The sequence below is a fragment of the Occallatibacter sp. genome, assembly GCF_035317045.1.
Lineage (GTDB): Bacteria > Acidobacteriota > Terriglobia > Terriglobales > Acidobacteriaceae > Telmatobacter.
Genome location: NZ_DATHHT010000004.1, coordinates 197006 through 222427, shown reverse-complemented (window position 1 = coordinate 222427; position 25422 = coordinate 197006). Strand labels below are relative to the sequence as shown.

27 protein-coding genes are annotated in these 25422 nt (G+C 57.0%); all 27 read right to left on the bottom strand.

Going from position 1 to position 25422, the window contains the following annotated elements:
- Positions 1-5 precede the first annotated feature (5 nt).
- Positions 6-971: a TOTE conflict system archaeo-eukaryotic primase domain-containing protein gene (locus tag VK574_RS02560; protein ID WP_472798238.1), complete on the bottom strand. Its 966-nt coding sequence runs from the start codon at positions 969-971 to the stop codon at positions 6-8.
- 365 nt (positions 972-1336) lie between these two features.
- Positions 1337-1696, bottom strand: coding sequence for a hypothetical protein (locus VK574_RS02555; RefSeq protein ID WP_472798237.1), 360 nt, complete (start codon positions 1694-1696; stop codon positions 1337-1339).
- 48 nt (positions 1697-1744) lie between these two features.
- On the bottom strand, positions 1745-2002 hold the full coding sequence (locus tag VK574_RS02550) for a hypothetical protein (RefSeq protein ID WP_472798236.1): 258 nt from the start codon (positions 2000-2002) through the stop codon (positions 1745-1747).
- 438 nt (positions 2003-2440) lie between these two features.
- The gene (locus tag VK574_RS02545) at positions 2441-3220 is read right to left on the bottom strand and encodes a hypothetical protein (RefSeq protein WP_472798235.1); all 780 of its coding nucleotides are present in this window, start codon (positions 3218-3220) and stop codon (positions 2441-2443) included.
- The gene (locus VK574_RS02540) at positions 3217-3753 is read right to left on the bottom strand and encodes a hypothetical protein (protein WP_472798234.1); all 537 of its coding nucleotides are present in this window, start codon (positions 3751-3753) and stop codon (positions 3217-3219) included. Before VK574_RS02540 ends, VK574_RS02545 begins: the two co-directional genes overlap by 4 nt.
- Positions 3738-4412 (bottom strand): hypothetical protein, encoded by a 675-nt coding sequence (locus VK574_RS02535; protein ID WP_472798233.1) that lies wholly within the window; start codon positions 4410-4412, stop codon positions 3738-3740. Before VK574_RS02535 ends, VK574_RS02540 begins: the two co-directional genes overlap by 16 nt.
- A 10-nt stretch (positions 4413-4422) precedes the next feature.
- Positions 4423-5166 (bottom strand): hypothetical protein, encoded by a 744-nt coding sequence (locus VK574_RS02530; RefSeq protein WP_472798232.1) that lies wholly within the window; start codon positions 5164-5166, stop codon positions 4423-4425.
- 2 nt (positions 5167-5168) lie between these two features.
- Positions 5169-6962 carry a type IV secretory system conjugative DNA transfer family protein gene (locus tag VK574_RS02525; protein WP_472798231.1) on the bottom strand — a complete coding sequence of 598 codons (1794 nt, stop codon included), beginning with the start codon at positions 6960-6962 and terminating at the stop codon, positions 5169-5171.
- The gene (locus VK574_RS02520; protein ID WP_472798230.1) at positions 6959-7195 is read right to left on the bottom strand and encodes a hypothetical protein; all 237 of its coding nucleotides are present in this window, start codon (positions 7193-7195) and stop codon (positions 6959-6961) included. The genes VK574_RS02525 and VK574_RS02520 overlap by 4 nt, the downstream gene beginning before the upstream one ends.
- Before the next feature lie 2 nt (positions 7196-7197).
- Positions 7198-8043: a TrbG/VirB9 family P-type conjugative transfer protein gene (locus VK574_RS02515; protein ID WP_472798229.1), complete on the bottom strand. Its 846-nt coding sequence runs from the start codon at positions 8041-8043 to the stop codon at positions 7198-7200.
- Positions 8044-8124: 81 nt separating this feature from the next.
- Positions 8125-9426, bottom strand: a complete 1302-nt coding sequence (locus tag VK574_RS02510) for a hypothetical protein (RefSeq protein WP_472798228.1) — start codon at positions 9424-9426, stop codon at positions 8125-8127.
- 76 nt (positions 9427-9502) lie between these two features.
- Positions 9503-10705: a hypothetical protein gene (locus VK574_RS02505; RefSeq protein WP_472798227.1), complete on the bottom strand. Its 1203-nt coding sequence runs from the start codon at positions 10703-10705 to the stop codon at positions 9503-9505.
- A 255-nt stretch (positions 10706-10960) separates the two neighbouring features.
- Positions 10961-11260, bottom strand: coding sequence for a hypothetical protein (locus VK574_RS02500; protein ID WP_472798226.1), 300 nt, complete (start codon positions 11258-11260; stop codon positions 10961-10963).
- Complete coding sequence (locus VK574_RS02495) at positions 11260-12003, bottom strand: hypothetical protein (RefSeq protein WP_472798225.1); 744 nt, start codon at positions 12001-12003, stop codon at positions 11260-11262. Before VK574_RS02495 ends, VK574_RS02500 begins: the two co-directional genes overlap by 1 nt.
- 8 nt (positions 12004-12011) lie before the next feature.
- Positions 12012-13415, bottom strand: coding sequence for a TrbL/VirB6 family protein (locus VK574_RS02490; protein ID WP_472798224.1), 1404 nt, complete (start codon positions 13413-13415; stop codon positions 12012-12014).
- Positions 13416-13420: 5 nt separating this feature from the next.
- A complete protein-coding gene (locus tag VK574_RS02485; RefSeq protein WP_472798223.1) occupies positions 13421-14326 on the bottom strand; it encodes a hypothetical protein in 906 nt (301 codons plus the stop codon).
- A 10-nt stretch (positions 14327-14336) separates the two neighbouring features.
- Positions 14337-15188, bottom strand: coding sequence for a hypothetical protein (locus tag VK574_RS02480; protein ID WP_472798222.1), 852 nt, complete (start codon positions 15186-15188; stop codon positions 14337-14339).
- A complete protein-coding gene (locus tag VK574_RS02475; protein ID WP_472798221.1) occupies positions 15185-17737 on the bottom strand; it encodes a TraG/VirB4 family ATPase in 2553 nt (850 codons plus the stop codon). The genes VK574_RS02480 and VK574_RS02475 overlap by 4 nt, the downstream gene beginning before the upstream one ends.
- A gap of 67 nt (positions 17738-17804) precedes the next feature.
- The gene (locus VK574_RS02470; protein ID WP_472798220.1) at positions 17805-18023 is read right to left on the bottom strand and encodes a hypothetical protein; all 219 of its coding nucleotides are present in this window, start codon (positions 18021-18023) and stop codon (positions 17805-17807) included.
- A 2-nt stretch (positions 18024-18025) separates the two neighbouring features.
- Positions 18026-18370 carry a hypothetical protein gene (locus VK574_RS02465; RefSeq protein ID WP_472798219.1) on the bottom strand — a complete coding sequence of 115 codons (345 nt, stop codon included), beginning with the start codon at positions 18368-18370 and terminating at the stop codon, positions 18026-18028.
- A 4-nt stretch (positions 18371-18374) separates the two neighbouring features.
- Positions 18375-18830 (bottom strand): hypothetical protein, encoded by a 456-nt coding sequence (locus tag VK574_RS02460; protein WP_472798218.1) that lies wholly within the window; start codon positions 18828-18830, stop codon positions 18375-18377.
- Positions 18831-18840: 10 nt separating this feature from the next.
- The gene (locus tag VK574_RS02455; RefSeq protein WP_472798217.1) at positions 18841-19503 is read right to left on the bottom strand and encodes a hypothetical protein; all 663 of its coding nucleotides are present in this window, start codon (positions 19501-19503) and stop codon (positions 18841-18843) included.
- 16 nt (positions 19504-19519) lie between these two features.
- Positions 19520-19954, bottom strand: a complete 435-nt coding sequence (locus tag VK574_RS02450; protein WP_472798216.1) for a hypothetical protein — start codon at positions 19952-19954, stop codon at positions 19520-19522.
- Positions 19955-21244: 1290 nt separating this feature from the next.
- Positions 21245-22468 carry a TrbI/VirB10 family protein gene (locus VK574_RS02445; protein WP_472798215.1) on the bottom strand — a complete coding sequence of 408 codons (1224 nt, stop codon included), beginning with the start codon at positions 22466-22468 and terminating at the stop codon, positions 21245-21247.
- A gap of 56 nt (positions 22469-22524) precedes the next feature.
- Entirely contained in the window at positions 22525-23481 is a 957-nt protein-coding gene (locus VK574_RS02440; RefSeq protein WP_472798214.1) for a hypothetical protein, read from the bottom strand.
- Entirely contained in the window at positions 23478-23960 is a 483-nt protein-coding gene (locus VK574_RS02435) for a lytic transglycosylase domain-containing protein (protein WP_472798213.1), read from the bottom strand. Before VK574_RS02435 ends, VK574_RS02440 begins: the two co-directional genes overlap by 4 nt.
- Positions 23957-24877 carry an AAA family ATPase gene (locus VK574_RS02430; protein ID WP_472798212.1) on the bottom strand — a complete coding sequence of 307 codons (921 nt, stop codon included), beginning with the start codon at positions 24875-24877 and terminating at the stop codon, positions 23957-23959. Before VK574_RS02430 ends, VK574_RS02435 begins: the two co-directional genes overlap by 4 nt.
- Positions 24878-25422 lie beyond the last annotated feature (545 nt).

The window sequence follows — 25422 nt, the reverse complement described above, 5'->3', positions numbered from 1 at the left end:
GCTCCCTAAACCATCGCGCGCTTTCGGATGGGTTGACCGAGCGCGGCGCGGATCTCCTCTTTGGTGCAGCCAGCCCAACATTTGTAGAAGCGGGGATCCTTGATCTGGATGGCGAGGTTATCGCCTGTGCGGTCGCGCCCGACTCCTGCGCAGGAGGGACATCTTGCCCACCAGTTCCGGCTGTCCTTGCGCGTCGTCCGGACGTAGTCGAGAATCCGGAACTCTGGGTAGCGGGGAGATGAAACGGGTGGAGTGTACGGGGCCAGCGACACCGGCCTGTAAGCTTCGGGCAGACTCATCCCCTCAATAAATGTCCTGAGCTCAGCCTCCGTGAGCTTTGTCAACCTGTCGACATAGGCAAGCTGCGCTTCCGGAGTGGGCTCGGCTTCGTAAAACCAGTAGCGCCGATCCGTCTTCCGGTGCACGCCGAGCGGGGCGCGGATCGCGTTACCGTACTCTCCGTCTTCGACCCGGTCCTGGCGCGGGAAGACTTCTATGCCTTCCTTCAGACCACCACCTTTGACCGGAACGCCCAGCCGGAGCGCCAGGTTGTAGACATAGATCCGGCACTCGGACGCCAGCAACGGCTCGGCGCCGAAGATCCACAGATGACCGCCACGGCGCGATTGTTCCAGGGCAGCATCCACTCCATCCTGCTTGAGTTCCCATTGCAGTTGAAACAGGGACTCCAAAGCTCCATCGAAATCGGCGTCAATTGCGACCCACTTCGAGCGCTGCGTTTCCGGATTGATCCCGTACAGACTGATGGTGATGTCGCCGTTGAGGTGCATGCGTGCCACGCCATCATCAAGCGGCTTTGGTTCTTTGGTCTTCCAATCCCGTGCCGGGTAATAGGGAACAGAACCGTTCGGCAGAGGTCGCTCTCCCTGAATTGCGTAAGCACGCCGGTTCACGAACAGTCGTATGAAGTTGCTTGCCGTTTCCCGGTTTACACAGAATTTGGCATACATGGTGTTCTGCCTCCTTCATCCGCTGTGTGGTTGTATCCCGGGTCCAAAACTCGGTCAAATTTCGAAAAAGCGGCGAGCGAAACGCGCTTATCGCCTGAGTTTGCTCGCCGTTTCCCGTTGCGGACGCTACGATGCTGCACTCCTTGGTACCGCGACGATCTTCACGAATTTTGTCGCGCTGACAGGAACAGCAGGCGTCGGGTTAGGGGTCGAGTGGCAGTGGTTTCTGTCTGGCGCGGACCAGGCGGACGACTGGACCCTGGCAATCGCGCGGTTGATCGAGCGAATACGACTTGCGGACAGACGCATGGCGGCTCCTCTTGGAGTTGGGATGGAATTCATTGTTGGGGCTGTAACGAGGTGGGCTAGGGGTTGGCTGGCTGGAACTCGGTTAGCAGCAGGCCGGGCTGCTCGACCAATCGGAAGAGGTCGTACTCGGAGAACGCGCGGTCGAACTTCTCCGAAGTGAACCGGTCCTCGCAATCTTCGAACGACAGCATGTACCATTGCTCGCGCTGCCGATCGAAGAGGTAGATTGCCCCCGACGCACGGTCGTCCGGGACCATCTGGAGGAGCAGGACACCCTTTCGGGTCTCGATCCAACGCGTAGCGACGGCTTCCCCAAGTTCCAGGAACATCGTGACCGTTTGTTCGATTGAGCCCGCGGCCCGGTCCCGCCAACTGAACATCTTGTAGGCGGACATCTTTCCTAAGCTGGATTGCATGGCAATTCTCCTTCCTTCTGAGTAGAGGTTGACGGGACGGATAGTTGGTTATCGTGCCCGGCCCTTCAGTGTGAGGAACCACATCCGAGCGAGCGATCCGAGCAGGGCTGCGAACAGCAAAGTCACTCCGACCTGCTGAAGCGCGTCGTGTACTGTCACTAGATAGAGCGTTCGAGCGTACCTTGCGACGATGATCGTGTTGAACGCGGTCTGCACAAGGCAGATCGCCAGGCGACGCCGGAAGTGGTCCGTGGGAGATGCTGCTTCCACCGCTTGAGTGGAGGCGACGGAGTCAGAGTTGGGCATGGCGATTTCTTCCTTTCGTGGCACGAGTACCGGATGGCGTTCGTGAAAAATGCGAACGGGTGGCCGCGACCCACACCACCCATCAAGGGCGAGCTATGCGCTTGCTTCGGGAATTGGCTTGTTTAGGAGCGGGAACTGAGAGCGAGTTCTGCTTTCACCAGCAGATCTCTGCTAGCGTGCTTCCTCAACAGGCGTTCAAGTATCAGTCTCACTCTCATGCGTTCTTCTATCCTCAACTCCTTCCCGTCACCTCAAAATTGCCATGTCTACAAGGGGATAGTCAGAAAGGAAGTTCTTGAGAGGTCATGACTTAGAGGGTGCCGATTCCGTTCAATAACGAGGCAAAGGAGGTCAAAGCAACGGCAATGAAACGCCAATGCGACGTAAATACAACCACAATGGACAGTCGAAGGAATGGCTCGCCATGCAGAATGGCAATTACGGATTCCGTAATCCTAGGAGTTCGCGGAAAGGCACAATTTCTGAGCTCTCCGTGTTGGTCAGAGTGCGCGTTTCGAGGAGAGAATGGCGGAATGTCTCGCTGAGTGCGAAGCCGATCCGTCTGCGAGTCGCGCGCAATTCCATGGCGAGCAAATACAAAATATCGTCACTTGCCGTTAAGTACAAGACCGTATCACTGGTCTTGTCTCTATCAAGAGCCTCGCGAATTGCGTCATATCGGGACGCGGACTTCGCGCTTCTCTCGTATTCGATCCCGATACTTCGTGTGCATCCGTCGACTTCGATCGCCGCGACGGCGTCATAGTCTTTGGTCGTTCCGTTGGCGGCAACAAGGTTCCGGGAGGTGATCTCCACGTCACTCTTCCACGAACGAAGCAACCCTGATCGGGCAAGAGCCAGACGGATATTGACCAACTCCAGCGCGTGAGCGACCTTTGACGGATGGAGAATCTGCTCCGTGTCACTGGGCAACGAGACCAGGTAATGCCCGCGCGACTCAAGACATTCAAGGCCCTGCTGGGTAATTCCATAGACAGGCTTACCCAGAAACCGCTGTCCATTCAGCCTCGCGATCAGCCCGACTTTTTCGAGCCGTGTCACCCGCCAGCGCAAAGAGCGAACGATCGCCGCCAGCATCTCGCGCGATAGCAACTCGCGAAGCTGATCGAAACAGATCGCGCGCGAGTTCCGGACGTGGAGCAGAACTGGCACATCGCATGTTTCGGACAGAGCGATATACCCCTTGTAATACCTCACGGGAGCACTCCTTCGGTGACTTCGTTGAGTCGGATTCGGCATTCAGCCTGAACAACCTGCCACCGTCCCAAGTCGCTCTCGACCCAATCTCCAGGGCCGAACAGCAACATTGCTTCGTACCTTTCACTGCGCAGGCTGATCGAAATTGGCCGGACTCCAGCCGATTTCCAACCGGGTTTAGCGAACTGGATTGCGCCATGCTCCGCAGATTTGAGGGTGACCAGATAGGCATCTGGCATCATCTCGCCGGTGCGTCGCTCGAATAGCAAATGCATCTTTCCGGCGAACTGACGTGGCGCAGAGCAAAGAAATGTCTTGCCGAGCGTGCGCAACGGGAACTCTGGATCAAATCCACTCTTCGCGTTGAAGCGAATTTGTCCAGGGAAAATTGCGCTGTGATGGAGACGTCTTCCCGACATCACGGCGGCAGCGTTGAAGTAGGCCGCCCTTCGCCGGAAGCAGAACGGATCGCTCGTGTCGTGTGAACGCATGGCCCACCAGTTTGTCCCGAAGCCGATTACGCGGATGTACATGCCTCCAACTCCGCCATAAGCATTCCCAGGACAGCGCGCGTTTGGGCCATTCGCTCGGGTCCTCGAAGGTAGTGAAGGAACCAAATACGCTCGAAAGCGAGACTGGGAAGCGCAAGATTTTCGTCGTGAAAAAGGGTGAGAAGCCGATCCAATTCGACCATTGCTCGAGTGAAGACGATTGCCTCTGGGCTTTGTGTCCCGAGTTCCTGAAGGAGATACTCGTCCCATTCCTCGGCAACCGAGCGGTCGGATACACCTCTTTTGTAAACAGTCCAGAGCGCGAAATAGCGGTTCTTCTTCGCAACATGGCTGAACAGTTCCTCAATTTCTTTGCGCGGAGATGCCGGCGCCTTCCGATCATCGATTGAAGTTATCGACCGCGCCCGATTGAACAGATGCATCGTGAGGCTTCTGAAGATCAGGTCGTTCAGGGCCTCCAACGCGGGTGTCCGCTCGGGGTCGTGCATTGTCTCGATACGTTGCAGCTCCTCTGTAAATTGAGTTGGGAACGAAAGTTCCTGCATCCGGTAGAACCTCCGAAAGAGCTCCATGCGGCCGACAGCAAGCGCATAAGGTTGCTCCAGGATGGGAATCTCCCTACGGACATGCGCGAGCCAATCATCATGGCTTCCGAAATTGGATGGTCTTTTTCTGATCATTCTGGCCTTCTTATGCGCCTTTCAGAGTTGCATTACGGCGCCGCTCCTGGTCGAGCAAAACAGTCGTTTGATTCAGGCGCTGCTTCAGATTCTGTTCGCTGTTCTGCAACGCTTCAACACGCCGCCGCAGCAAGAGATTGCTTTGTTGCACGCTCGCTGCGGTCGCATCCGGCGCGACGGCGGCAATCTTCTCTGCCTCCGCTGGCGTAATCCCTTTGCTGTCCGCCAATGTGCGAACGCTCCTTGTCAAGCTCCCGTTCGTATCGCTTTCCTGTTCCGAGGGCCTTGATTTGTGGGATAGAGTTGCTTCAGCCTCGGCGTTATGCGCTTCGACCAGCTGATTAAACTGCTGGGTCCGACGCTCTATCTCGATCCTGTCGCTGACACGGCCGTTCCATACTTGCGCGATGAGAGACGCTGCGATGAGTCCGCGCTTGTCCATGGCGCGCCATTGGAGAAGAACAACTGCGACCAGCCCGCTGAGCAACAGAAGCGTCACCACATTCGACCAGAAGTAGAGATCGTCGATTGTGTATCCGACAAGGGCGCTCCGCGCGGACTCGATCGACGCGCCGTAGTTCTTATCGTGTGGATTGAACTTGCCTAAAGCGTAGTCAAAGAGTCCCTGGCGTCTGGGCGCCGACTGCGCGGTTCGAATGTCTGGCTCGTTCGGAGTCTGACCGACAAATTGGCCGGCCACGCAGCAACATGCGATCGCGATAAGTACCCATCGGATGACGGCTGAACTTCGCATCTTCAATCTCCACCTGCCTCTCCGAGAAACAATCCTGCCGTTCTCCTGCGCCGTTGCTTCCGGTTCTCCGCCTCTTTGAAGCGGAGATTCACTCCGATCTCAGGGTCGAAATAGCTGTGCATCTTCGGATAGAGGGAAGGCTCAAGGCCCTCCACCTGGAACCGAGGAACACGCCGCACGTGCAAATGGGAGTAGCGGGTACCTTCGCGGCTGTCCACCATCAGGATCTCCATCTGGCCGACAGGCAGGTTCTTGATGTGGTCCTCGCGCGCACGCGTTTCCTTGATGTCGCTCTCGCTGCCAGTTCCGGTCTCTGTATATTTGGTCGAAAAAATCCCGGTTCTACGCACCGACAGGCTGCGACGCTTGCTCGCAATTCGGGAAGATGCCTTCAAAAACCACTGGGCCGTGTGTTCCTCCGATACGTTCATAATCATCTTCGTTCCCGGAGCGGACGACACTTCGTCCGCAAACGCTTGGCTCACACGCTGCAATTGGGGAATGCTCTGAAACGAAAACAGGAATGAGACGCGCGCCCCGCGCGCCGTCTGAAGCACCTGTGTAAACCCGGGATAGGCGAACGGCGAAAACTCATCGAGGATCACCGAGAGCATGGGCTCGTCTACATTCCGGTCGCTGGCTGGCTGTGCGTAACGCTTACCTACCATCAACTGGATGTTCTGGAGCAGGATCTTTCCCAAGGCTTCGACCGCACGCTGATTGCGGTTGGCGTTGAGGGAGACAAATAGGATCAGGTCGTTTTCGAGCACATCGTCGAGCGTAAGCAGGTCCTGATAGGAGCTGGTAACAATCGACAGTTCGTCCTCCAGGAAGCTCAAAAGTTCATTCAAAAGCCCCTGAATCTTCTCTACCCGTTCACGGTCCGCAAGCGATCGCTGAAGCATTTTGACCGACATCTCAAAGTTCAACCGCTTCTGCATGGAGATACCAGCCACTGAGGCCAGGCGCGCCTTCGCAATCCCGATCTGTTCCTCCAGCACCTTCTCATCAAGCGCCATCACCAGCACGTCGTAGACGTTGAACAGCTTTCCGGTGTACTGGAGTATGCGGACAAGATCCGAAAGGTATGCCTCCTGGTGTCCCTTAAAGAAGTCTTCGCGCAGCCCGAAGGACCGGAAAATGAAATTCACGTGCTCCTGGTAAGCATCCTCGAGTGCATAAAACGGGTTGTATCGCGCCGATTCCGCGGGGTGGGTTGGATCGATCACTCGCAGATCTTGCAGGCGACCGGCAGCCTCTATATGCGGCAGAAGGCGATGAAGAAACTCCCGTTCTCCCTTGCCGTCAAAGATGATCATCGGCATTTTGCGCGCGCCGAAGCGGCGCATTACATCCTGCGCGATGATGTTTTCGAGAAACGTTGATTTGCCAGAACCCGTGCCGCCCACGATAATACCGTGCTTCATTCGCACGATATCGGGCCAGAGCCAGGGCTCCTTGTGCACGTTGTATCCGAGCAATGTAGCTTCGCCTTGATTGATGTGACGAACTGTTGCCACGTCTTTCGATGCTGGAATTAGGATGGCCGGGTGTGGCCAGTTCTCCTCTCTCCTTCGTCTCCGACCAACCAGTTGTGCGAAGAGCAGGCCTCCGCCGAAAAACAGGATGGCGACGTACAGGAAGATCTCAAGACACTGCTGGTTGCGGAGATGGAGGCGTGAAACAGCAACGTACCACGCGAAGGCGAGCACGGCAGAAGCGAGCAGAACCAGAACGCCTACGACATCTTCTGTTCCTCTCTGATGCAATGCAGGCTGATCGTAGTAGGGGCTCATCCGCGTCCTCCCACCGAGAAATACAGAAAAACCCCGAGCAAGGCGCACAGCAGAACAAAGGTGAGAATGAGCACTGGGCTGGGCTTCCAGCGGCCCTTCTCGTCGATGGATTTTAGTTCATCAGAAAGGGATTTGAGGAGGGAGCTTTGCAGACTGGTTTCGGCATCGCTACGGTAGATCTGTCTGAGCGACTGGCGCACTTCGTACTGCGAAATGTAGCCCTGGGTGTCCATGACTAGAGAACCGTCTCAATTTTTAGAGGTCCGTTTTGATCGACGCCAAAGTTCAGCTGATAAATCTGTGGCGGATTGCCTGTCGAAGCTCCAATGCTGATTACACCTGTCGTCTTTTCTCCCGGCGCAAGATCGCGCGTACCTGACTCGGCCTGCATCACATCGATGCCTGAAACCTGTTTCGCTTTGAAGGCCGTGAAGGTCCGAGACGTGATCTGATGATTCCTGAGGCTCACGAGCGAGATAGGCTGCTCGGTCGGGACAGGGGCGCACACGTCCGGAGTCGTGACCCGGAACGGAGCCTTGGTCTCGTTGGCAACCGAATAGCGGATATAGATGCGATCCTTCGCGCGATAAACCTGTTCAAGATCGACCTCGATGCGGCCCGTGGCGCGTTTTTCTGCGTCATGCACGATGTTCTCGGCTCCCATCATTGCCTGAGTAAGGACCAGCGAGGCGATCCTGCGAATCTCTGCATCTGAGGGCTCAGCCGAAGCCTGTGTGCTGGTGTGCGGATTGGGCACAGGTTCGGTGCGAACCAGGACGTCCATTTGAGCGAGTTGGCCAGCCGGATCGAGTTCGTAGCTCAACTCCCGAGACGCGGTCCAGACAAAGAGATTGGTGGACACGCCCTCGCGGAGAGGCTTCACAAAAACCTTGTCGTCATGTCGCTCGACCTGAAAGCTGTCTGGATCGGCGATCGCAAGCGTGGTCACGGACTCACCAAATTCGAGAACCGTCAGATGATTCAACGATGTCTCAATGTGACGGATTTGGCTTTGGCTGGTGGTCTGTGCCCCGGCCGCGATCGCACCGAGAGCAAGAAAAAAGATCGGGATCGTCTTCATGGCGGCCTCCCTGGGCGTGGGGTGAGTCACAAAAAGGAAAAGAGAAGCCGGGGCTCGAGGCCGCAGCTTCTCTTTTGCCGGTTAGGAATGCTCCATCGACGTTGGAACACTCGTATTTTCGAAGACAAGCGAGCGTTTTCCTTTGTACTGAAAGAGAAATACCCTCTTCTCGCACTCAGGGCCTTGAGGATTCGCCATCCGCTCGACCAGAAATGCCCGCTGCTCATTGTCGAACCAGACATAGCCGTTCACAGTCTTCGGAAGTCGCACTCGTACCCGCTGACCACCGGTAACCTCCGCGAAGGCATCGATCACCTCTTGCGGAAACGACTGGAAGAGAACGGCGCCGGAACCCGAGCCACCTGAGACGACACCATTCATCGCCTGCGCCCATGCCCGACGGTTCTCCTGTTTTCCTTGCGCCCAGTAGTGAACGAATAGATGCAACGAGCTGAACTGATCCCGTGCATCCTGTTCGTGTTCCCACAGAGCCGCCTGCGCCTTGTTTCGCGCAAGCACTGCGGACTTTCTTTTCTCCTTGTCTTCGCTCCCGCGTACAACTTCCCACTGCGCTTGAGCGTCCTTGAGTTGCTGTTTGACTTCATCCTCGCGCTGGACAATCCGGCTTGCGATATCCCCGTAAATCGAATTGATCAACTGGCATTCCTCGAACATCTCCCGGGTAACGGTTTCACCCGAAAAGAGTCCTCGGAAGTCTTCTATCGACATCTTCTCTTCGAAACCGTTACCAGTTTCGTCGGGAAGAAAGCCAACCTCCTTGCGCAGGACGTTATAGAGCCTCCCAACCTTATCCGTGTCCGCGACTTCAAGATGGGACGGCAGGTCCGATACTCTGCGCTCACGCTTGTAGCGGAGCCAGGGCGCCGGCGCTACCTCCTTCCTGATTTCACTGACAACGGATTCATCGATCTCGACCCTGTGTTTCAGGGAATCGAGAGCGTTCTGCAGTTGCTCGACGAGCTTGTAGGCCAGGTCTGGCCGTCCCGCCGAAAGACATGAGGTCTTCAGATCGGTGATCGAGCCGATCCGGTTTCCACGCGCCTTCATGGCAACCGGGCAGGCATTCCACCAAGGAGATTTGGCTTTCTGATGTTTGGTCTTTTCCTGGTGAAATCTCTCCCCATATGCGACCCTTCCCGCCACAAACTTCGGGAACCGATCGGATGGCATTACGCAGATGGTGTCGAAGTCGAAGTCGCCGCCGTTTTTGCTCGCGGTCTTCGAATGAAGTATGTACGTCCCCTCCATGCGAAGGTGCCGATCAAGAAGATAGGCGACCTGCGATTCGTCAAGGTCGGCTGTTCCGAGCGCCTGTTTGAGCGCCGAAACAAGCTCTGTGTTGGTGAGATGACGAACGGGCAAGAGATCCTCCTGCATCCGTATTGGATACCGGATGCAAAGGCCCCTCTCCGCCGCCAACGATGCAATCGCACTGTCTTCAGGTATCCAGTCGGAGGCCGAGAGAATCTTTCCCCGGTGCTCCCATCAGGACACCGTCGTCCGCCAGAGCGAACGATGGCAGCTTCAGATCCGCGCTCGTACAGGCACGAAATGCCCAGCGGGCCAGCTTGCGGTTCAGTTGGTTGAAGACATAGGGAATCTTGATTGCATTTCCGCTACGGTCCGCCAACAGAACCGCCTCCGCCGGGTCGCATCCCTCTGAAGCCGGATCGTCCTCTCGCTCCAGGGAGTCGGGGTCAAAGCCGACACCATCCTCCATCGTTGTAACCTCGGACTTGCCGATTACTTCGAAAAGAGCCTGGTAGTCACCTTCGTCCCATGCCTTTCTCATTGCCTTGATTCGTTCAAGCGCCCACAGTTTCAGTTCAAACTGCAGCGCCTCTTCCGAAGCGTGTTCGATCAACGTGTAGCTTGACCCAAACTCCGATTGACGGGAGATCTGTTTGATCCCGAGAATCGCCGGACCCGTATACAGGCGGCCCGATGTGCCCAAGTTGGGAAGAAATCGCACTCCTCCCCTTAGGGTTGGTTTGCAGGCGCTCTCGGGCAGAATGACATCGACCGCGAGCCTGTCGGCCACACGATCGCTCATCGCCTTTAATGCGCCTTTCGCCTGCTTCGGTTCGCTTGCGTCGAATGCCAGCCGAAACTGGCAAAAACGATTCGTGCCGATCTTGAGCTTCCGGTAGAGGGATTCACGCGCCCAGCCACGGCAATCGTTGGTGCCAAGGACGTGATCCTTGACCACAGCGATGCGCAGGTCGGGTTCCTCGACCATCAGCTTGCAGTCGGAGACGAGGATCGCAAAGTACACGATCGCCGCCTCGGGCCAATGCTGAAAGCGCTCAGCTATCGGGCCGGCATGCACCTTGTCAACGAAGTAGAACTTGCCATCCTTCGCCGAACCGCTGGCGCCCACCAGCTTGTACTCAACCCCGCCGTAATGAAGGCTCGCCATGCGGTTTTCGACCACAGACTGCTCATACGGCGTCAACTCATACGGCACGCTGACGCGCGCGACTCGGATGCCAGGATAAAGCTGACCGAGGAGCTTTCCCTCGAGCGTATCCTTTCGTCCGAGCTTGGTTGGCTTGCGGGTCACTTCACCGGACGCATCGATCCTCAGTTCGAGAATGAGCTGTTGATCGAGTGCCGCGTTTTGTGTCCTGTTCGCTGTCATGTTCTCCTCACTTGTCTGGCGCTTCGAGACGAAGTGACTAGAGACTTGGCTGATCGCCGGTCTTCAATCTCCTCGCCTGGCCGCCCGGGTTAGGGGTGGGGATGCTAGCCGAACCAGGCTTGAGGGTGCAAACCGGGTCAGCGGAATTCCTCATCGCGCTTGAGCGATAAGGCGTCAAATGAGGCGACATGAGCCGTATTTCAGGTTTGTCTCCTCTTTGAATCCGAGCTGACCGCTATTACTTATGTCGGCGCCCTATTTGCGCAGGGGCCGCTTTACCAATGTCGGAGATCCTCCCTGTATCTCCGCTTCCGCCTTGTAGGCGAGAACGGTGTAGATCACGCCATTCTTCGACTGAAACGCTTTGATTAGAGCCTCGCCTTCGCTTGCCACTTCCGCACCAAGCTCCGGTTTCTCAATCGACGATCCGTCCTTGGCGAGAAAGTATCGAATACCTTCCTCCGTCTGCCGGCGAGATTTGCGCGTGTTCCTGGGGTTCGATACCTGTGTCGGTTGTGACTGTATCTCCGCAACCCGTGCGAGCGTAGCTTCCATCACTGACCTCCCTTGTCTTGAGCGGCGCTACTCTCCGGAACAGCATCGGGGGAATTCAGGATGCGGTCGCGGCGCTCGCCGTCGATCGGGCGTTCGCTGTAATCCGCAATCCAGAGCCCGTCCGGGTTCACGTCCGAACGCTTGTCGGCGATGAGGCGCACACGGTACTCGTTGATGAAATGGTCCGTAGTTTCTGTTCCGTTGCTCAGGCGGTGAACGTCCTTCACGCCATAGACCAGATAAGTTAGGGGCTCACCACTGACTGTTTCGATCTCGCGCAGATGAAATGCGGACTGGATTTGCCCGTCATCAATCTTGCCGCGCGTATTGTCGTCCGCCATTGCCTTTAGGGTGTTCGCACGCAGGTTGCGCGTCATCATATTGAGGCTGCTGGCCCAGTGGTCGTCTACGTCGGAGGACGAATAGTTGAGGTAGCTCGTCAGGAAACGCTTGACGAACGCCTCATCTAGAAACTCATCCGTTCCGCCGGTGGCCAGATCCGCAACGACACCTCTCGCTGCTTTGCCTAAAACTGAAGCGTCGCCGTTTGGACCAATGCGAATCACTGTCGGCGGCTGTATGCGGACGAAGATCGCGAATCCGATTGCGAGCAGCGCAATCGGGATTGTCAGGAAGGCGAGCAGCCAGGCACGATTCGCGTTCGCCCTGAGCGCTCCATCCATCTCGTAGTACTTCGGCCTTGGGAGGGCCGCGTCGTCTGTTGCAACCATGCCGGTCTTCATGTGTCCTCCTACTCCTGATCTGCCGAGCGCCTTGTCACTCCAGCAATGCTGCCAGCTGCGATTCGGGCGGCATGGTATGCAGTCCATGTGCCGAGGTTGTAGCGATGTATGCTGGGACCTTTTCTCGCTGTTGCCGATAATCTGGCGCCGACTCTCGGGGTTGCGCCTGAGCCACTGGGATGGCTCTCGAGAGCGCCGGAGTTCTCGGCCGCCACGGTGATTGCTCCGCTGCTCTCCTCCCCGGCGCTGCTTGTGCCCATCACTTCACTGATTGAATTGCGAATCTGGCCGGCATGGCTCTCCAGCGAAGGATTGCCGTCGCCAAGCGAAAACCCCCTTGTGGTAGAGGAAGCCGCGATGGGTGCCGACTGCGGTGCCGCGGGCATGTTTCCGCCTGCAGCGGTCGTGAGCGCGCGCGCAGATCCAGCGGTCGCAGCGCCGGAGGATGCTCCCGCCGAAGTTGCACCTGCAGATCCCGCTCGCGCTGCCGCTACACCCGCCGCAGCTCCCTCAATCCCCGCCGCGCCTGCTGTCAGTGCAGTGACTGCCGTCCCCACCATCGCGACCGCAGTGCTACCCACATCGCCGCTGACGATGCGCTTGGCAATGAACGGAATGATGGCGATCGCCAGGGAATAGACGATGCTCACGATGCCGATCAGAATTGAACCTTCGAGGTTGCCAAGCCCTCCGAGGAAATTGTTCTGGCTAAGCATCTGTCCGAGTTGGCCCATTTGTACGGCACTCAACAGTGCGCCGAAGCCGCCGTAAAGGATGGTCCATGCATTCCAAATGAAGATGTTCTCGACATAGGACTTGGCAAGGCGATTCGCGCCGCCGAGGGGCATGAGAGCAATCACGATCGGGCCGAAGATATAGAGGATGCTGCCGTAGAAGATGTAGAAGAAGCCGAAGATCACGATGACGATCGGATATAGGAGATAGGCGACGAGAATCAAAAGGGCATCTAAGAGCCCGGCAATGTCCCCGGTTATTAGCCCCCACATTTTTTGAAATCCCACTTGGTTAAACTGCGTCTGCAGGTCGATCTTCCAGTTGTCTAGGAGGTTCAGCGCACCTGAAGCATTGCTGATCCAGTTGCCTGCGTTCACGAAGCCCTGATTGACGGTCGTGAATATGGTTCCGTAGTTCATTACAACAACTGCAGTGACCACATACTTGATAAGACTTGTGCCCAATCCACGGACGTCCCCGCCGTGCAGGGCCGATTGATAGACCTGCCACAGAAAGCCCACGACCAGGACCACATATGCGACGTTCTGCATCCCGGAGGTAATCCCGGTCGAGTCGATGCCGGTCCTTGCCTGAGTCAAAAACCGCTCGAATAGATTCAGCTGCGTCGACTGAAAGAACGCGAGCATCGCCTCGGGATGTAGATTCGCATGCAGCATGGCTGTCACCTGTTTGTGAGCGCTCCGTTGATGAGGCCGTTGTTGTTCGTGTTGTCGGCGGTTGCAAGTTTTGAAGCCTTGCTCTGGTTGGCAAGATCGATGCCGCGCGTCCTCATCAGTTCAGCCAGAGCTGCCTGTGTGTAGGCATTGGCCCGCACGACCCACACGTCGGCCTCGGCCTCCAGGATTCCCGCACTACCGGGAGCTGCCTGCGAGATCTGCTGTCCCATCTGGTTGGCCTCGTTTAACTCCGCGTCCGCGAGGGCATCGATCTCGATGGCCCGCTTCATTGCATCTTGTGCCTGCGCGTCCGTCATGTCGGTCATCGTTCTCATTTGCGGAGACGCCGCATTCTGCGGCATCACGAGGCCATACACGTTCTGAAACTGGCCCGTTACGGTTGGCACATTGGCCGCGCTGCGCGAGAGCAGGAGTGCTTCGAGATTCTGCGACTGCGGTAGTGTGGCGCTCGATACGTTAACGTGAAACATTCCGCTGACCTGGTTGAACTGGTTCTCGAACTGCATCACTGAAATTTTCGCCTGATTGATCGCGGTAAGCGGGTACATGACCTCTTGTTGATACTTCGCCGTGCTCTGTTCGTATTGATTGATGGTCCTGAGCGGCGCGGCAATATAGGTATTCATCAGCGACTGCATCTTGGATAGCGCCGCCATGATCGCAGCCGTGTCGATGCCGAACTGCCCGTTCGCATGCCTCGGCAGGATTGCGACCACCGCGAGCACAACCACTGCCACTTTAAGCAAGGTTGGTCGGTACCAGAGTTGCGCCTTGCTCTCGTTCGCTTGAACGGCATTTACAGGTCTGGCCAACTCCCGCGCTAAAGCTGGTTTACGCTGCCAGAAAAATGACCTGCGCTGCTTGTTCGGGTTCTTCTTGGGGTCGGTCATCGAAACCTCCTTAGCGCGCTGTTAGCGCCCCAGTGATCAGGCCGTTGACGCCGCCGGTTGCGGCCGTCCGGCGCTTAACGAGAACGTTGTCGTGGGCAATGCGACCGGCTTCCTGACGCAACTCCGCCGCGAGCATCTTCTGCATGTATGCCTGGCAGCGGAGATTGGCGACTTGAGCTTGAGCGGTAAGGAAGGGGTTCGAGCCGGGTGTGCTCACCGCAACCTGGTTTTCCATCTGATTGGCGGTTTGAAGAATGACGTCCGCCCCCTGATCGGCGATCAGTGTTGTCTTGAGATTCTCCTGGCCAAGGGCGTCGTCCACGTCCATCATCACGCGGTCTTGTGGCGAAGCGGTATTTACCTGCGGGATAGCGCCGTAATTGGCAGTGAAGCTCGTCTGCAATGCGGGAATCTCTGTCGACAGGCGGCTATGCAGGATGCTCTCAAACTGTTGCGGCCCCGGAGTCACGGCGCTTGTGAACGGCGTGTTGAACACCTGATTCATCTGCCCGCGATATGTGTTGATCGAATTTGCTACGAAGCCCCGGGCTTGGTTGATTGCCGCCAGCGGCGCAACCGTTGTCTGATAGAACTTCTGCATCTGCTGGGCAATCTGGTTGATCGTCTTGAGCGAGCTGCCGATGTCGTTCTGAATCGAGCTAAAGATCGCGTCGAACACGCTAAGGAATTGACCATGAGCGAGCTTGGGTAGAGCAAAGCAGGTCTCGATCATGAGAACAAGAATGAGTACTCTCCTATTCCAGCGGGCATTGGTGCCTGGCCTTCGGTCGCGTTGTGGATCGGCCGTATACGGCTCTCCATTCAGAAGTAGATCCATCTCGGGTTGGGCATTTTCAGTCATTGGCTCATCGCCTCCTGCATCTCTCCAGAGAGTTCTGCGGGAAACGGCGCCACTTCCGCCAGGCCTCGCGGATACTGTTCGGCAAGTTCTTCGTAAGCTTGGATCAGCGGCAGTTGCTGGTGCTGTCGCATCCACCATTTGCGGAATGCTCGCTCCCGCGCATAGGTGGTCGTAATCCAGTAGTCCACGGGGCTGGGAACAATCCTGATCGCATGCGTCGATTCCGCCTTCTCCCCAATCGCGATCAGGAATTCGGCGCTGTGTCCCTTCTTGGGGTGAGCGAATGTTTTGATCTGATTGAGCGCTGTGTCGTTCAAATGAACGTGCTCGCGAAGCGCAGTCATATCACCGGGCTGTTTGCCGATGATCTTCGTGGTCGCGTTCTTCACGATTCCGGCGCCGTGTTCATTTGGACGGTCGGGTGTCCCTACGAAATCTTCGGGCGTTTGGCTGATGCCCCAAACGCTTGCATTGCGTTTGCGAGCAGTGCGAAACAGCTGCACTACGACGGTGGCGAGGATCGGCGACTCAAGCAGCGCCCAGCATTCATCGAGCAAGACGATGCTGGGTTGCCCAGTCATCCCTGACGCGCGGTACGTCGCGGTGTGCGCGATCAGAAGGCTCATGGCACGCTCCAACCGCGGATCGTCCTTGAGCTTCTCGACGTTGAAGTAGAGCCAGGGATTGTTCAATTGGACCGTGGTCGGCTTGTCGAAGAGTCGTGCATACGGTCCCTCGTCAACCCAGGCTCGGAGTTTGGTCGAGGCCATCTGCGCCATCGCATTGATCTTCTGATTTCGATCTCGGTCCTGCCAGTGCGCCAATTCCGCAGCCAGATCTCCGAAGAGCGGAATCGGATTGGAGGTCTTGGCGCTGCACCTCTTGTAGGTTGAAGCGATGGCTTCAAGCAGAACACTGTCCAGAAGGTCGATGTCGAGATCCGGGGGCGTGTTCTCACCCAGCATGTGCCGGGTGAGGTTTTTCAGAAATGAAATCTGGTCGTTCGAAGGCTTGGTCTCCCCGTGGGGCAGGTCCCAGGGATTGATGGTCTGATCGCTGTCGAGCGACATCTCGATCATCTCCCCTCCCATCAGTTCGACCAGTGGCTGATACGAATCTCCGCGCTCGAGAATCGAAATCAACGGGTTGGCGCGGGCCGCCATCAGCAGCATTTGCTGTGCGGCGAGAGTCTTACCGCCACCGCTTTTTGCCATCAGGAGGCCGTTAGCATCGGAAAGATCTGGATCGAACATTGAGAACGCAATAAGTTGGCGATAGGGCGTCTCGAAGAGAATGAGCGGGCTCCTCCGCGTCCCGGTCCAGGGCATTTCTACGGGCACAAGATCCGCGGCATTGGATGTAAGCATGTCCTGATCTCGCTTGTCTTCCTGGCCCATGCCCGGCAACGTCCCCAGAAAGATCCGCCGCTTGGCGATCGTCTCAGCCACAGCCTTCGCCCCATTCATGTGCGTGAAGCCGTTCAGGACCTCCTGCGTGCGGTTGGCGAGTTCGCGCTCAGACCGTTCGAGATCGTGCAGGGTTATCGCCGGTTGCGAGGTGCGCACGACGACGGAAAGACTGAGCTTGGCCGTCTTGAGAGAGGAGGAGATGATGTCTCGCTGTACCTGGATGAGCTGCGCCTGAGCTACCTCGGCCTCGGGATTCGATTTGAAGTTTCCGTTGGCGTCCTTTTGCGCAGCGGTCATCTTCTGGAGGCGCTTCTTGTAGCTCTTGAGCACCTTCACCTGGTCGGGGATCACGACCTGTCCGCTGACGACAACCGGGAAGCCAAGTGACGAAAAGTTCTGCAGCATCCCGGGAAAGGTCGCATCGGGAAGTTCCTTGAGGCTGACCACGGCATAGAGATACCCATCGATGTTCAGGTAAGTCTCGGTCTCGTTGAGGATGCTTGCCTCAGTCGCCTGCTCCCGTGCGCTGCGGTACTCAATCATCTCCTCTCCGGGCACATACGGCCGCCGATCGCTTCGGATTGGGTGCTGCGCATGCTTCAATTCCTCAAAGAGTTCTTGCGTCAGGAGTCTTCGTGGCCCGAGGTTGGCTGCCTCCATCGACCCCTCGATGCCCCGGAGGATGGATTCGAACTCGGCCAGATAGGTCTCGTGCTCCTTCCGCGCACGCTGGATGGCCTTCTTCTGGCTCAGAGTGAATCCACCAAGACTGCGGTTCTGTTGAGTGGAGTGGTAGAGCGTGGCGTGAATGCGCGGGTCCCAGATCAAGTACACATGCAGCCGATTCTCGAAGAAGAAGCCGCTGTTTTCCTTCTGTCGCCACATCCGAAGCCGGTGCGCATCGAGGGCCATCACTTCCGATTGATCAGTTCGCTGTTCGTGGATATAGTCGCTGAGGAGATCTCCGAGATGCTCGGAAATCTCGTATCTGAACTGAACCCGCATCCTCACATCGGGCACGCTCCGAAAGAGCGCCTCAAGCATCGACTTGTTCTGATTCCTATCGCCGTCGGTCGCAAAGTACGCGAGGATCCCCTTTAACTCGTAACCAGCGGCGAAAGCCCCATTGGTACGGACCATGATGTTGTCTCCAATAGGGAGATCGCGTAGAGGCAGCAACTCGCATACCGCCGGTACTTTGAGCCTTCTATCGTGTTCTGCTTGGGTCACCGGCATAGCTAAGGTCTCCCTCTAGAGTTCCGTCCACCTCGATCTGCAATTGCTGCTCCACGATCCGCGCAAGTGGAGCGATCTCCTCATGAAAGCGTGCTGCGAAGATGACGCACGCGAACGTGACGCGTGCCGCTTCCGCGTCGAGAACTGCGACGACCATCCCGCTCCTCTCGGTTGTGATCGATGCCTGCATCCTTATTCCTCCTCGTCGACCACGTAAGGTTGAGTCAGTTCCGAATCTCGTTCAAGCGCGCACCAGGCCCTGGGAGCGAAGAACGAGCGGACCAGGTCGGTGAGATACCCGCGCGGCCTCCCATACTTGAACAGAATCAGGAACGGCACAGCCAACGCAGGCACAATGAACTCCATAAAGATGTTGAGCGGAATGCCGAACACATGAGCATTGCCGTTCACAAAGTGCGCAAGGAGGTTCAACACCGCCGCCAATGCGAGTACTAGAATCAGGTCCTCAAACTCGAGGCCAAGAAATGTCACCTTGGTGTGGAGGTTGCGGTGAACCGGCGTCATATCGAGACTCATGGCTCTACCCTCCGATTCCGTGCGCTTGCGTTACCATCGACTCGGCCAGGCGCACCATTCCCGAAACCATCAGTGCGCCGATTGCTGCGACGAACTTTCTGATCCACGTCGAACCCGGATAGATCTCCGAAACCACGCCGCCCATGTGCATGGCCATCGCTGCCAACTGTGTGAGCGCGAACATGGGCAGGATTACGTTGGCCGTCCAGTTCACCAGACTCATCGTGGCCATCCAGAATGCATCGGCATTCGTTGCTCCCGCGTGCTGCACAAACCCTTCCAGAGCGCGCAGAATCCCGGAGCACATTAAGGAGGCGAAGCCTCCATACAATGGCTGCTCGAAAGGGCTCCCTTTGCTATAGCGATACACCGCTCCGGCGAAGAACAACCCGGCCATCGTGGGCATTATGGTGTTGCCCGCCCATGACGCAAGGTTCGTAATGGCTCCATCGAGACTCATGCATTGCTCCTCATGCCGCCATCGCCCGAAAGAGCGAGAGAAGACCGCTTACGCTTAGGAAAGAGATCGCGGCGAAGACAAGTCTGGTCCAGGGTCTGTGGCGCACGAAATTGATCACTGCTCCGACACAAGCGAGGCCCGCAGCAGCCGGCAAGATCTGTCCGGCGATATAGTTCCACAGAGAGGCGAGCATGTCGGTCATCGCATACTGGCCTCCTGAGTTCCATCCCTGAAAGAGCTGCATCGTTGCCGAGAGCGACATCAGGAAGAGAGCCGCGACGATCGAGCCGAGCGGATTCTCGCCTGCGGCCCCGTCCAGTGTTGCCTTCAGGACGAAGTACGCCGCAAGAACTGGCACCAGCTTGGCGACGACGATTTGGCTAACGAAGTTCTTGAATACCGTCTCCATACTGGCCAGCCAACTTGTCCCAACCGATCCGCTCGCGGACGGTATGTTGATGCCCTGCGCGGCAACCCACGACAACAGTTGCGGAAGTGTCAGAAGAACAATGGTCCAAAGGATCCACTTGCCCGTGCGGCCGTTTACGTGAAAGTTGATCCCACCTTCATGCCGCAGGTTTACTCCCGCGGCAGCCAGCGTGCAGAACGCCGCCGGCACCGCGAGATCGAGCAGCAACTGGAAAAGGTCGAGGAGGAACTGTGGCGTCTGCATCGCTCACCTTCTTCAGCTACTGAATGCCCTGTGCTTGAGTGATGAAGCCCTCAGCCATGCGTCCGAGACCGGAGATCACCATGAGAGAGACGCCTGTAACGCCCCACCCCATGTAGCCGCGTCCGGATTTGAAGTGCCATCCCGCGATGCCGAGGCACGCAACCGCGATTACCGGCGCAATGACATTGCAGCCCCAGTTCACGATGTTGAGGACGGTGCCTTCGACTGTGGTCGCCTGCTGACCTTGCACAGCTTGGCCGAGTTGAGGGGAAGTGCCGAGGTTCTGCGCTCTCGCAGCAAACGGTACGAGCAGGTTGCCGGCGAGTATCAATCCCAGCACGAACTGGATAGCGATGCGAACCCAGTTGATTTGATCGGGACGGTGAAGAACGAGTGTGGAGGTCGCAGCGGGCACTTGGGAGCGCCGCCAGAAGGCCATTGCGGTTCTCATAGGTTTTCTCTCCTGGACCCGGCTGCTCTGGGGCATCCGTGTCGAACGAGAGAATGTGCGGGAACCTAAACTCGGTCAAATGAGTTTGTCGGACCAGGATGGGCCATTGGCCTATCTCCAATCGACTGAAGAGGTTCTCCGACCGGAGCAATCCAGGACTGGATTTCGGTCTTCTGGAGTGTTGGAACAATTTGGAGGAATCGAGCTAAAATCTCAATCGAGGAGCCCGGTGCGCAAGCTGTCGCCAGCTCATGGACAACAGCATGGCATCCGTACCGCAGCTGAACCCGTATCAATGCGACCAGTGCGGAACCGCGAACATCGTGGCTGCGCCCGTCCTCTATCAACAGGGCACACACACATACTCCACCAGATTCCATTCGGGGACGACCCAATGTTATTCTGCGCAGGCAGCGGCGCCGCCAGATCCTCGCGGGTACGGACGACCGCTCCTGTTTTGGGGAATACCAATATGCTTTACCCTTTTTTGGGGCTTCGTCGGTCTTGTCGGCATTCTCGATCACTCTAAGTCCGCTACAACCTTGGGAAACACGGTCGCTATTCTCTTGCTTCTCGGTTCTGCGTGCATTGGTGGGATGTTCCTGAATTTTCGAAGGATCGCCCGCTACAACCGAGAGGTTTATCCCCGGCTCCATTGGAACTGGGAGCACACATATATCTGCAGGCGTTGCGGGCGGTTCCGTCTGATCCCTTCATAGCTCAGAGACCTGGCTGGTTCATCTGGACCGATCGGCATAACGGTTGGGTCTCTGAAACTCTCCGTGCGATCGTTCTTATGAGCACACCGAGTATTCGAGAGCGACGATAACCCAAATCGCACTTTGGGGCATTCGGAAGGATCTTTGCCCAATCCGACGTTGGGTAATCGGGAACTAAGATGCCTCAATTTGCATACTGTGTAATCGGGGATGTTTCTTGCCCAACCGCGAAGTGGGTCAACGGGACCGATCTTTACTCACCTTCACATTGGGGCTTCGGGAGCGAAGATTGCCCAACTGCGTACTGGGTCATGCGGACCGAATTTTGCTCACTTTCACAGTGGGGCTTCGGGAATGACAATTGCTCAACTGCATACTGGGTCAAGCGGACCGATCTTTACCCGAACAGGGGAATGCGTTTAAGGAGTCATGCGCCAATTGCATCATTGGAAGCCCGACGCAAGAGCGATTGCCAACAGGCAATCAGCAGGTTGAATATGATTGCCGCACACGAAAACGCCCTAGCATGTGGGCCAGGGCGAAGAGATGAGGCGTGATGTGTGCGAGCGGTCTACTGGGCCTCTGCTGGGCCCATCTTGTGAAGCTCGGAAGGGGTTCGTTCATGTTTGGTGAACACGACGTAGATCTTCGTGTCAGCAGGAACGGAAACGACAACACGGCTGTTGACATTGAGGCTCATCACTTCGGAGTCGCCCGCCGTTCCGATATTCTCGGCCAGCCGCTCACGTAGCATGTCATCCTCGGAGAACGCCCCACTGGTATTGTTTCCGGCCACTTCCGCGAGAACCGAACCGAGTCCCGACGCTGCGCGCACAAGAAAGTTCTTGCCCGTGTTCTTCCCGTACACGCTTCCTTTGATGGGTCCGAGGTCCAGCCCAGTACCGACAGCGTCGATCTTCTCCCGCGCTCCGTCGAGAAGTTCGATCTCGTCGAACTTCACGCTCACCAGTCCGCTTCGGTCGGCCTGCTGGAGCTGACCGTACACGCGTGCGCCCGCTGGGACGATGATTCTGTCGCCGATCGCGTAGGTGTATTCAACTACGGCTACGACAGGGGCCTGCACAGCACTCGATATCTGCGTCTCAAGCTTCGCCTGGATGCGCGTACCCGGTGTCAGTTCCAAGCGAGGAGTACCATCCTCGTCGGTATTGATCTTCTGTGCAGTCAACACGGGGCTTTGCGCCACACTTCGCACGAAGACGAGCGACGACTCTTTCAGGCTGTCTTGCTGCGTTTGTGGGGTGACTGTGGCGGGAGTTCCGCCATAGGGTGCCGGATCTTCCCATTTCTGTTGCGTGTCTGCGAAAGAGGGTACATTTCCCAGGGAGCTGGCAACAGCAGGCTTGCCTGCAAATGGCTTCGTGCCTGAGCTATTATCCGGTGTTCGTGTCCGACGAATATCCCCTGGACCGAGTTGCCCGCTGCTGTTGTCTGGCGCCGGCGTGCGCACGGTATCCATGAGGGGTGTCACACTCCCTTTGGACGGCTGCTGCTGCTCCTGTTTGGCCTGCTGAGACGGCGGCTTTGCTGCTACCAGTTTCTTCGGCGACTTGCCGACAATCGCCGCGAAAACAAAGAAGAGAACCGCAACTGCAAGTCCGCCTCCAAGGAGTATTAATTTGCCCTTACTTATTCCTTCAGCTCCTTTGGCGGCAGTTCGTGTTGCAAACTTGATGGCGGGCTCCGCTTTATCCGTGCCGTTGGTCGATTCGGACGCATGAATCGATCCTTGCGAAACCACCGGCTCTGATAATTCGGCGACACTAGTGTTCATGCTCCCGTTTCCATTCCTGTTGTTCTCATTGGCGCTCATAACCTTGGGACTCCCTTCTACTTGTCATCGCCGGACATGGGTGGAGTGAACGGAAGATGGATCAAGATCGGATGATCCACCTGATCCGCCTGGGCAATCTGCAGAAATAGCTTTTCGGTCGATTCCTTGAAGTTCGGCCTGTCGAAGACGACCACGCCGTCGGCGCGCTCTCCCGGCTCAAGGCGTGTCGTGCTCAACCTGTAGTTCCGGATCTCCAGTTGGTCCGAGATGATCCCTTTGCTTTCCTTCTTTTTCTTCTTCGTAACCTTGCGTCCTGTGATCTGGATCTGCGGCGGAACAATCTCGATAGGCTCATTCGAGGTGTTCAGAATGGAGTAGGAGATCATGGCCTGGTTGCTCAGTTGCCGCATGTCGCCAATCGATGTCTCGAGCTGCTTGTCCTCCCATTTCGCCCACTTGGGAGCGTTCACGCTTTCCTGCTGTTTAAACGCCTCATCGAGACTCGACAGCGGCGCCGAACGCAAGCCGGCGGTTCCACTACTCACACCCTGACTTGGTTCCTTGGTAGGCGCGCTTCGCATCGCCAGAGATTCAGAATCGGCGGTGATAAGGAAGCTCCGTGCCGTTCTGTATTCGATCAGGAAATCTACCGGCTGTGTTGCGTTTGGGACGCTCGCGCCATCGCTGACCAGTTCCAGCGTCACATGCTGGCCTGATTTGGTCGCGATGAGGAGGTTCGACTGCGCGGCCTCTTTGACGATCGGCTTGACGTAGACGTACTCCGGCTCGCCCTCGTTATGTTCGGCCTTGAACTCACCCGGACTGCCTAAGATGACAGATGTGATTTCCTCCGGCATGCGAATGGTCGACTCAAACTCCGGCCGCAGATGGAGGACGGTAACGTCTCTCGGGTTGATAGTGATAGTTGCGACGCGTGCTCCAACTGGAGTGTCGGCCGCGCCGAGACGAAGTGGAATCAGGACTGCGACAGGGATGAGCCAGCGAAGTTTCATGGGGTTGACCTCCTTGATGGCCGAACGGCCGGATACCTGCGAAGCATGTACTGCCTTCGCACCGCTTGAACGTAGGCCACAACCGCCGGATTGCGATAATCCAGTTGTTTCCGCGCAATGTTGCGGTCGCCGGCGTAGTAGGCCGCGGCGACCAGGCGCAGATCCCCGTGGAACTCCCACATCAACGCCGTCACGTAGCGGGTGCCCGCGGCGATATTCTGTTCCGCGTTGAAGGCGTCAAATGCGCCAAATCGCTTCGCTGTCGCCGGCATGAGCTGCATCAGCCCCATCGCTCCCTTGTTGGAGACTGCTCGCGGATTCCATCTCGATTCGACATCGATCAATGCGGCAATCAACTCCGGTGGCACACGGTAGTGCGCCGCGTACTGCCGCGCCAAGTGCTCCGCATGCGCCGGATCAACTTCACTACACGCGAACCGAGGAAACACGAGCAACAAAAGGAAAAGCCATCGGTTCATAATGGTGACCCTCCGGGGAGCGCGAGGCTCTTCGCGAAGCGCGCGCCGTCGTCGAGGAGGCTCTTGAATCCCTCGCGCAACAGGAGGTGTCGGCGGTCCTTTTCGGTCTTCGCCAGGAACGGCAACAGCACGTCACGGTGCTCCTCAGTTACGTGGTCGGTCCCGAGGAGTTGAAGTGCGTTGGCGAAGTCGATCATCTCCGAAACCGAGGGTGGCTTTTCGAGCGAGTAATTGCGGAAGGAGAGAGCAATCCCCGCCATCTCCCGGTGAAACTTCTCATCAGCCAGCGGGGTCCGGCTTGCGATAATTTCCGCTTCGCGCTCCGGTGCTGGATGTTCGACGCGCACATAGAGGCTTCTCCGCCGAATGGGGTCGCCCAGCCTGCGCTCCTCATTGCTGGTGAGTACGACGAAGGGAACGCTCCTTGCTGCGACCGTGCCGAACTCGGGAATCGAGAGCTGCCAGGCGGAGAGGATTTCTAACAACATTGCTTCGAACCCATCGTCTACCTTGTCCAACTCGTCAATAAGCAACACACAGGGCCGCTCACATTCGAGAGCGCGCATCAGAGGGCCGGGACGAAAGAAGTCCCGCCCCTTGAGGTTCGCCTGCACGGTCTGCCAATCTTCGTGCTGGCCCTTCGAGAACTCCATGTAGAGCCGCTGCAGGCCTTCATCGAAGCGGCCGATGGCTTTGTCTTCCGTCACGCCGCGGTAGCACTGCAGGCGCTCAACATGGGTCTGCGCGGCAGCTGCGACCGACAAGGCGAGTTGCGTTTTGCCACTGCCTGCGGGCCCCTCGAGGAGAAGAGGTTTCTGCAGCTTGGCAGCGAGAAACACGACCTGTATCATGACCGGATCAATGAAGTAACCGGTCGAGGTGAGCTCGCGGGATAACTGTTCAATCGAATCAAACATCAGCGTGCTCCCGGAGGCTCAAATGTGCCGAGCATTGTGTTTCGGGTTGCTCTTCTCGCACGTGGGATTTCCTCCGACTGCCGTTGCAGCATGCGGCGAATCCGGAACTCAGTCAAATTCGCGTCATCCCGGATAGATTTCAGGAAAGTCCTTGCAATCGTTGGTGCACACGCTGAGCAATTCGTTCCGGAATTCTCAAAGATGTGTAGCCTCTTTTGACTCTGGTGGACTGACGGGCGATCTTGATGACTCCGGGCTCCCGGTTGAATAAGCGTCGGATGGTGTTCTCACTGAAAAACCAGAGCTTAGACAGCTCGGAAACGCTGTAATGTCGTTCCAATGCCGTTGGGGCGAAGCCATTCTGTGGCCGTTCGGGAGTCATCGAAACATTTATCTGCTGTTGCATGGGTTCCATTGAGCACCTCTCAGAATTCGGATTTGCGGCGAGTAGTGAACGCCGCCCGATGAGTCCGAACAGACTGCGGGCTGCGAGATCGAGCGGCTTAGATGTAACGTGGATTCAGGATTCGGTCAAAGGGCCCCTT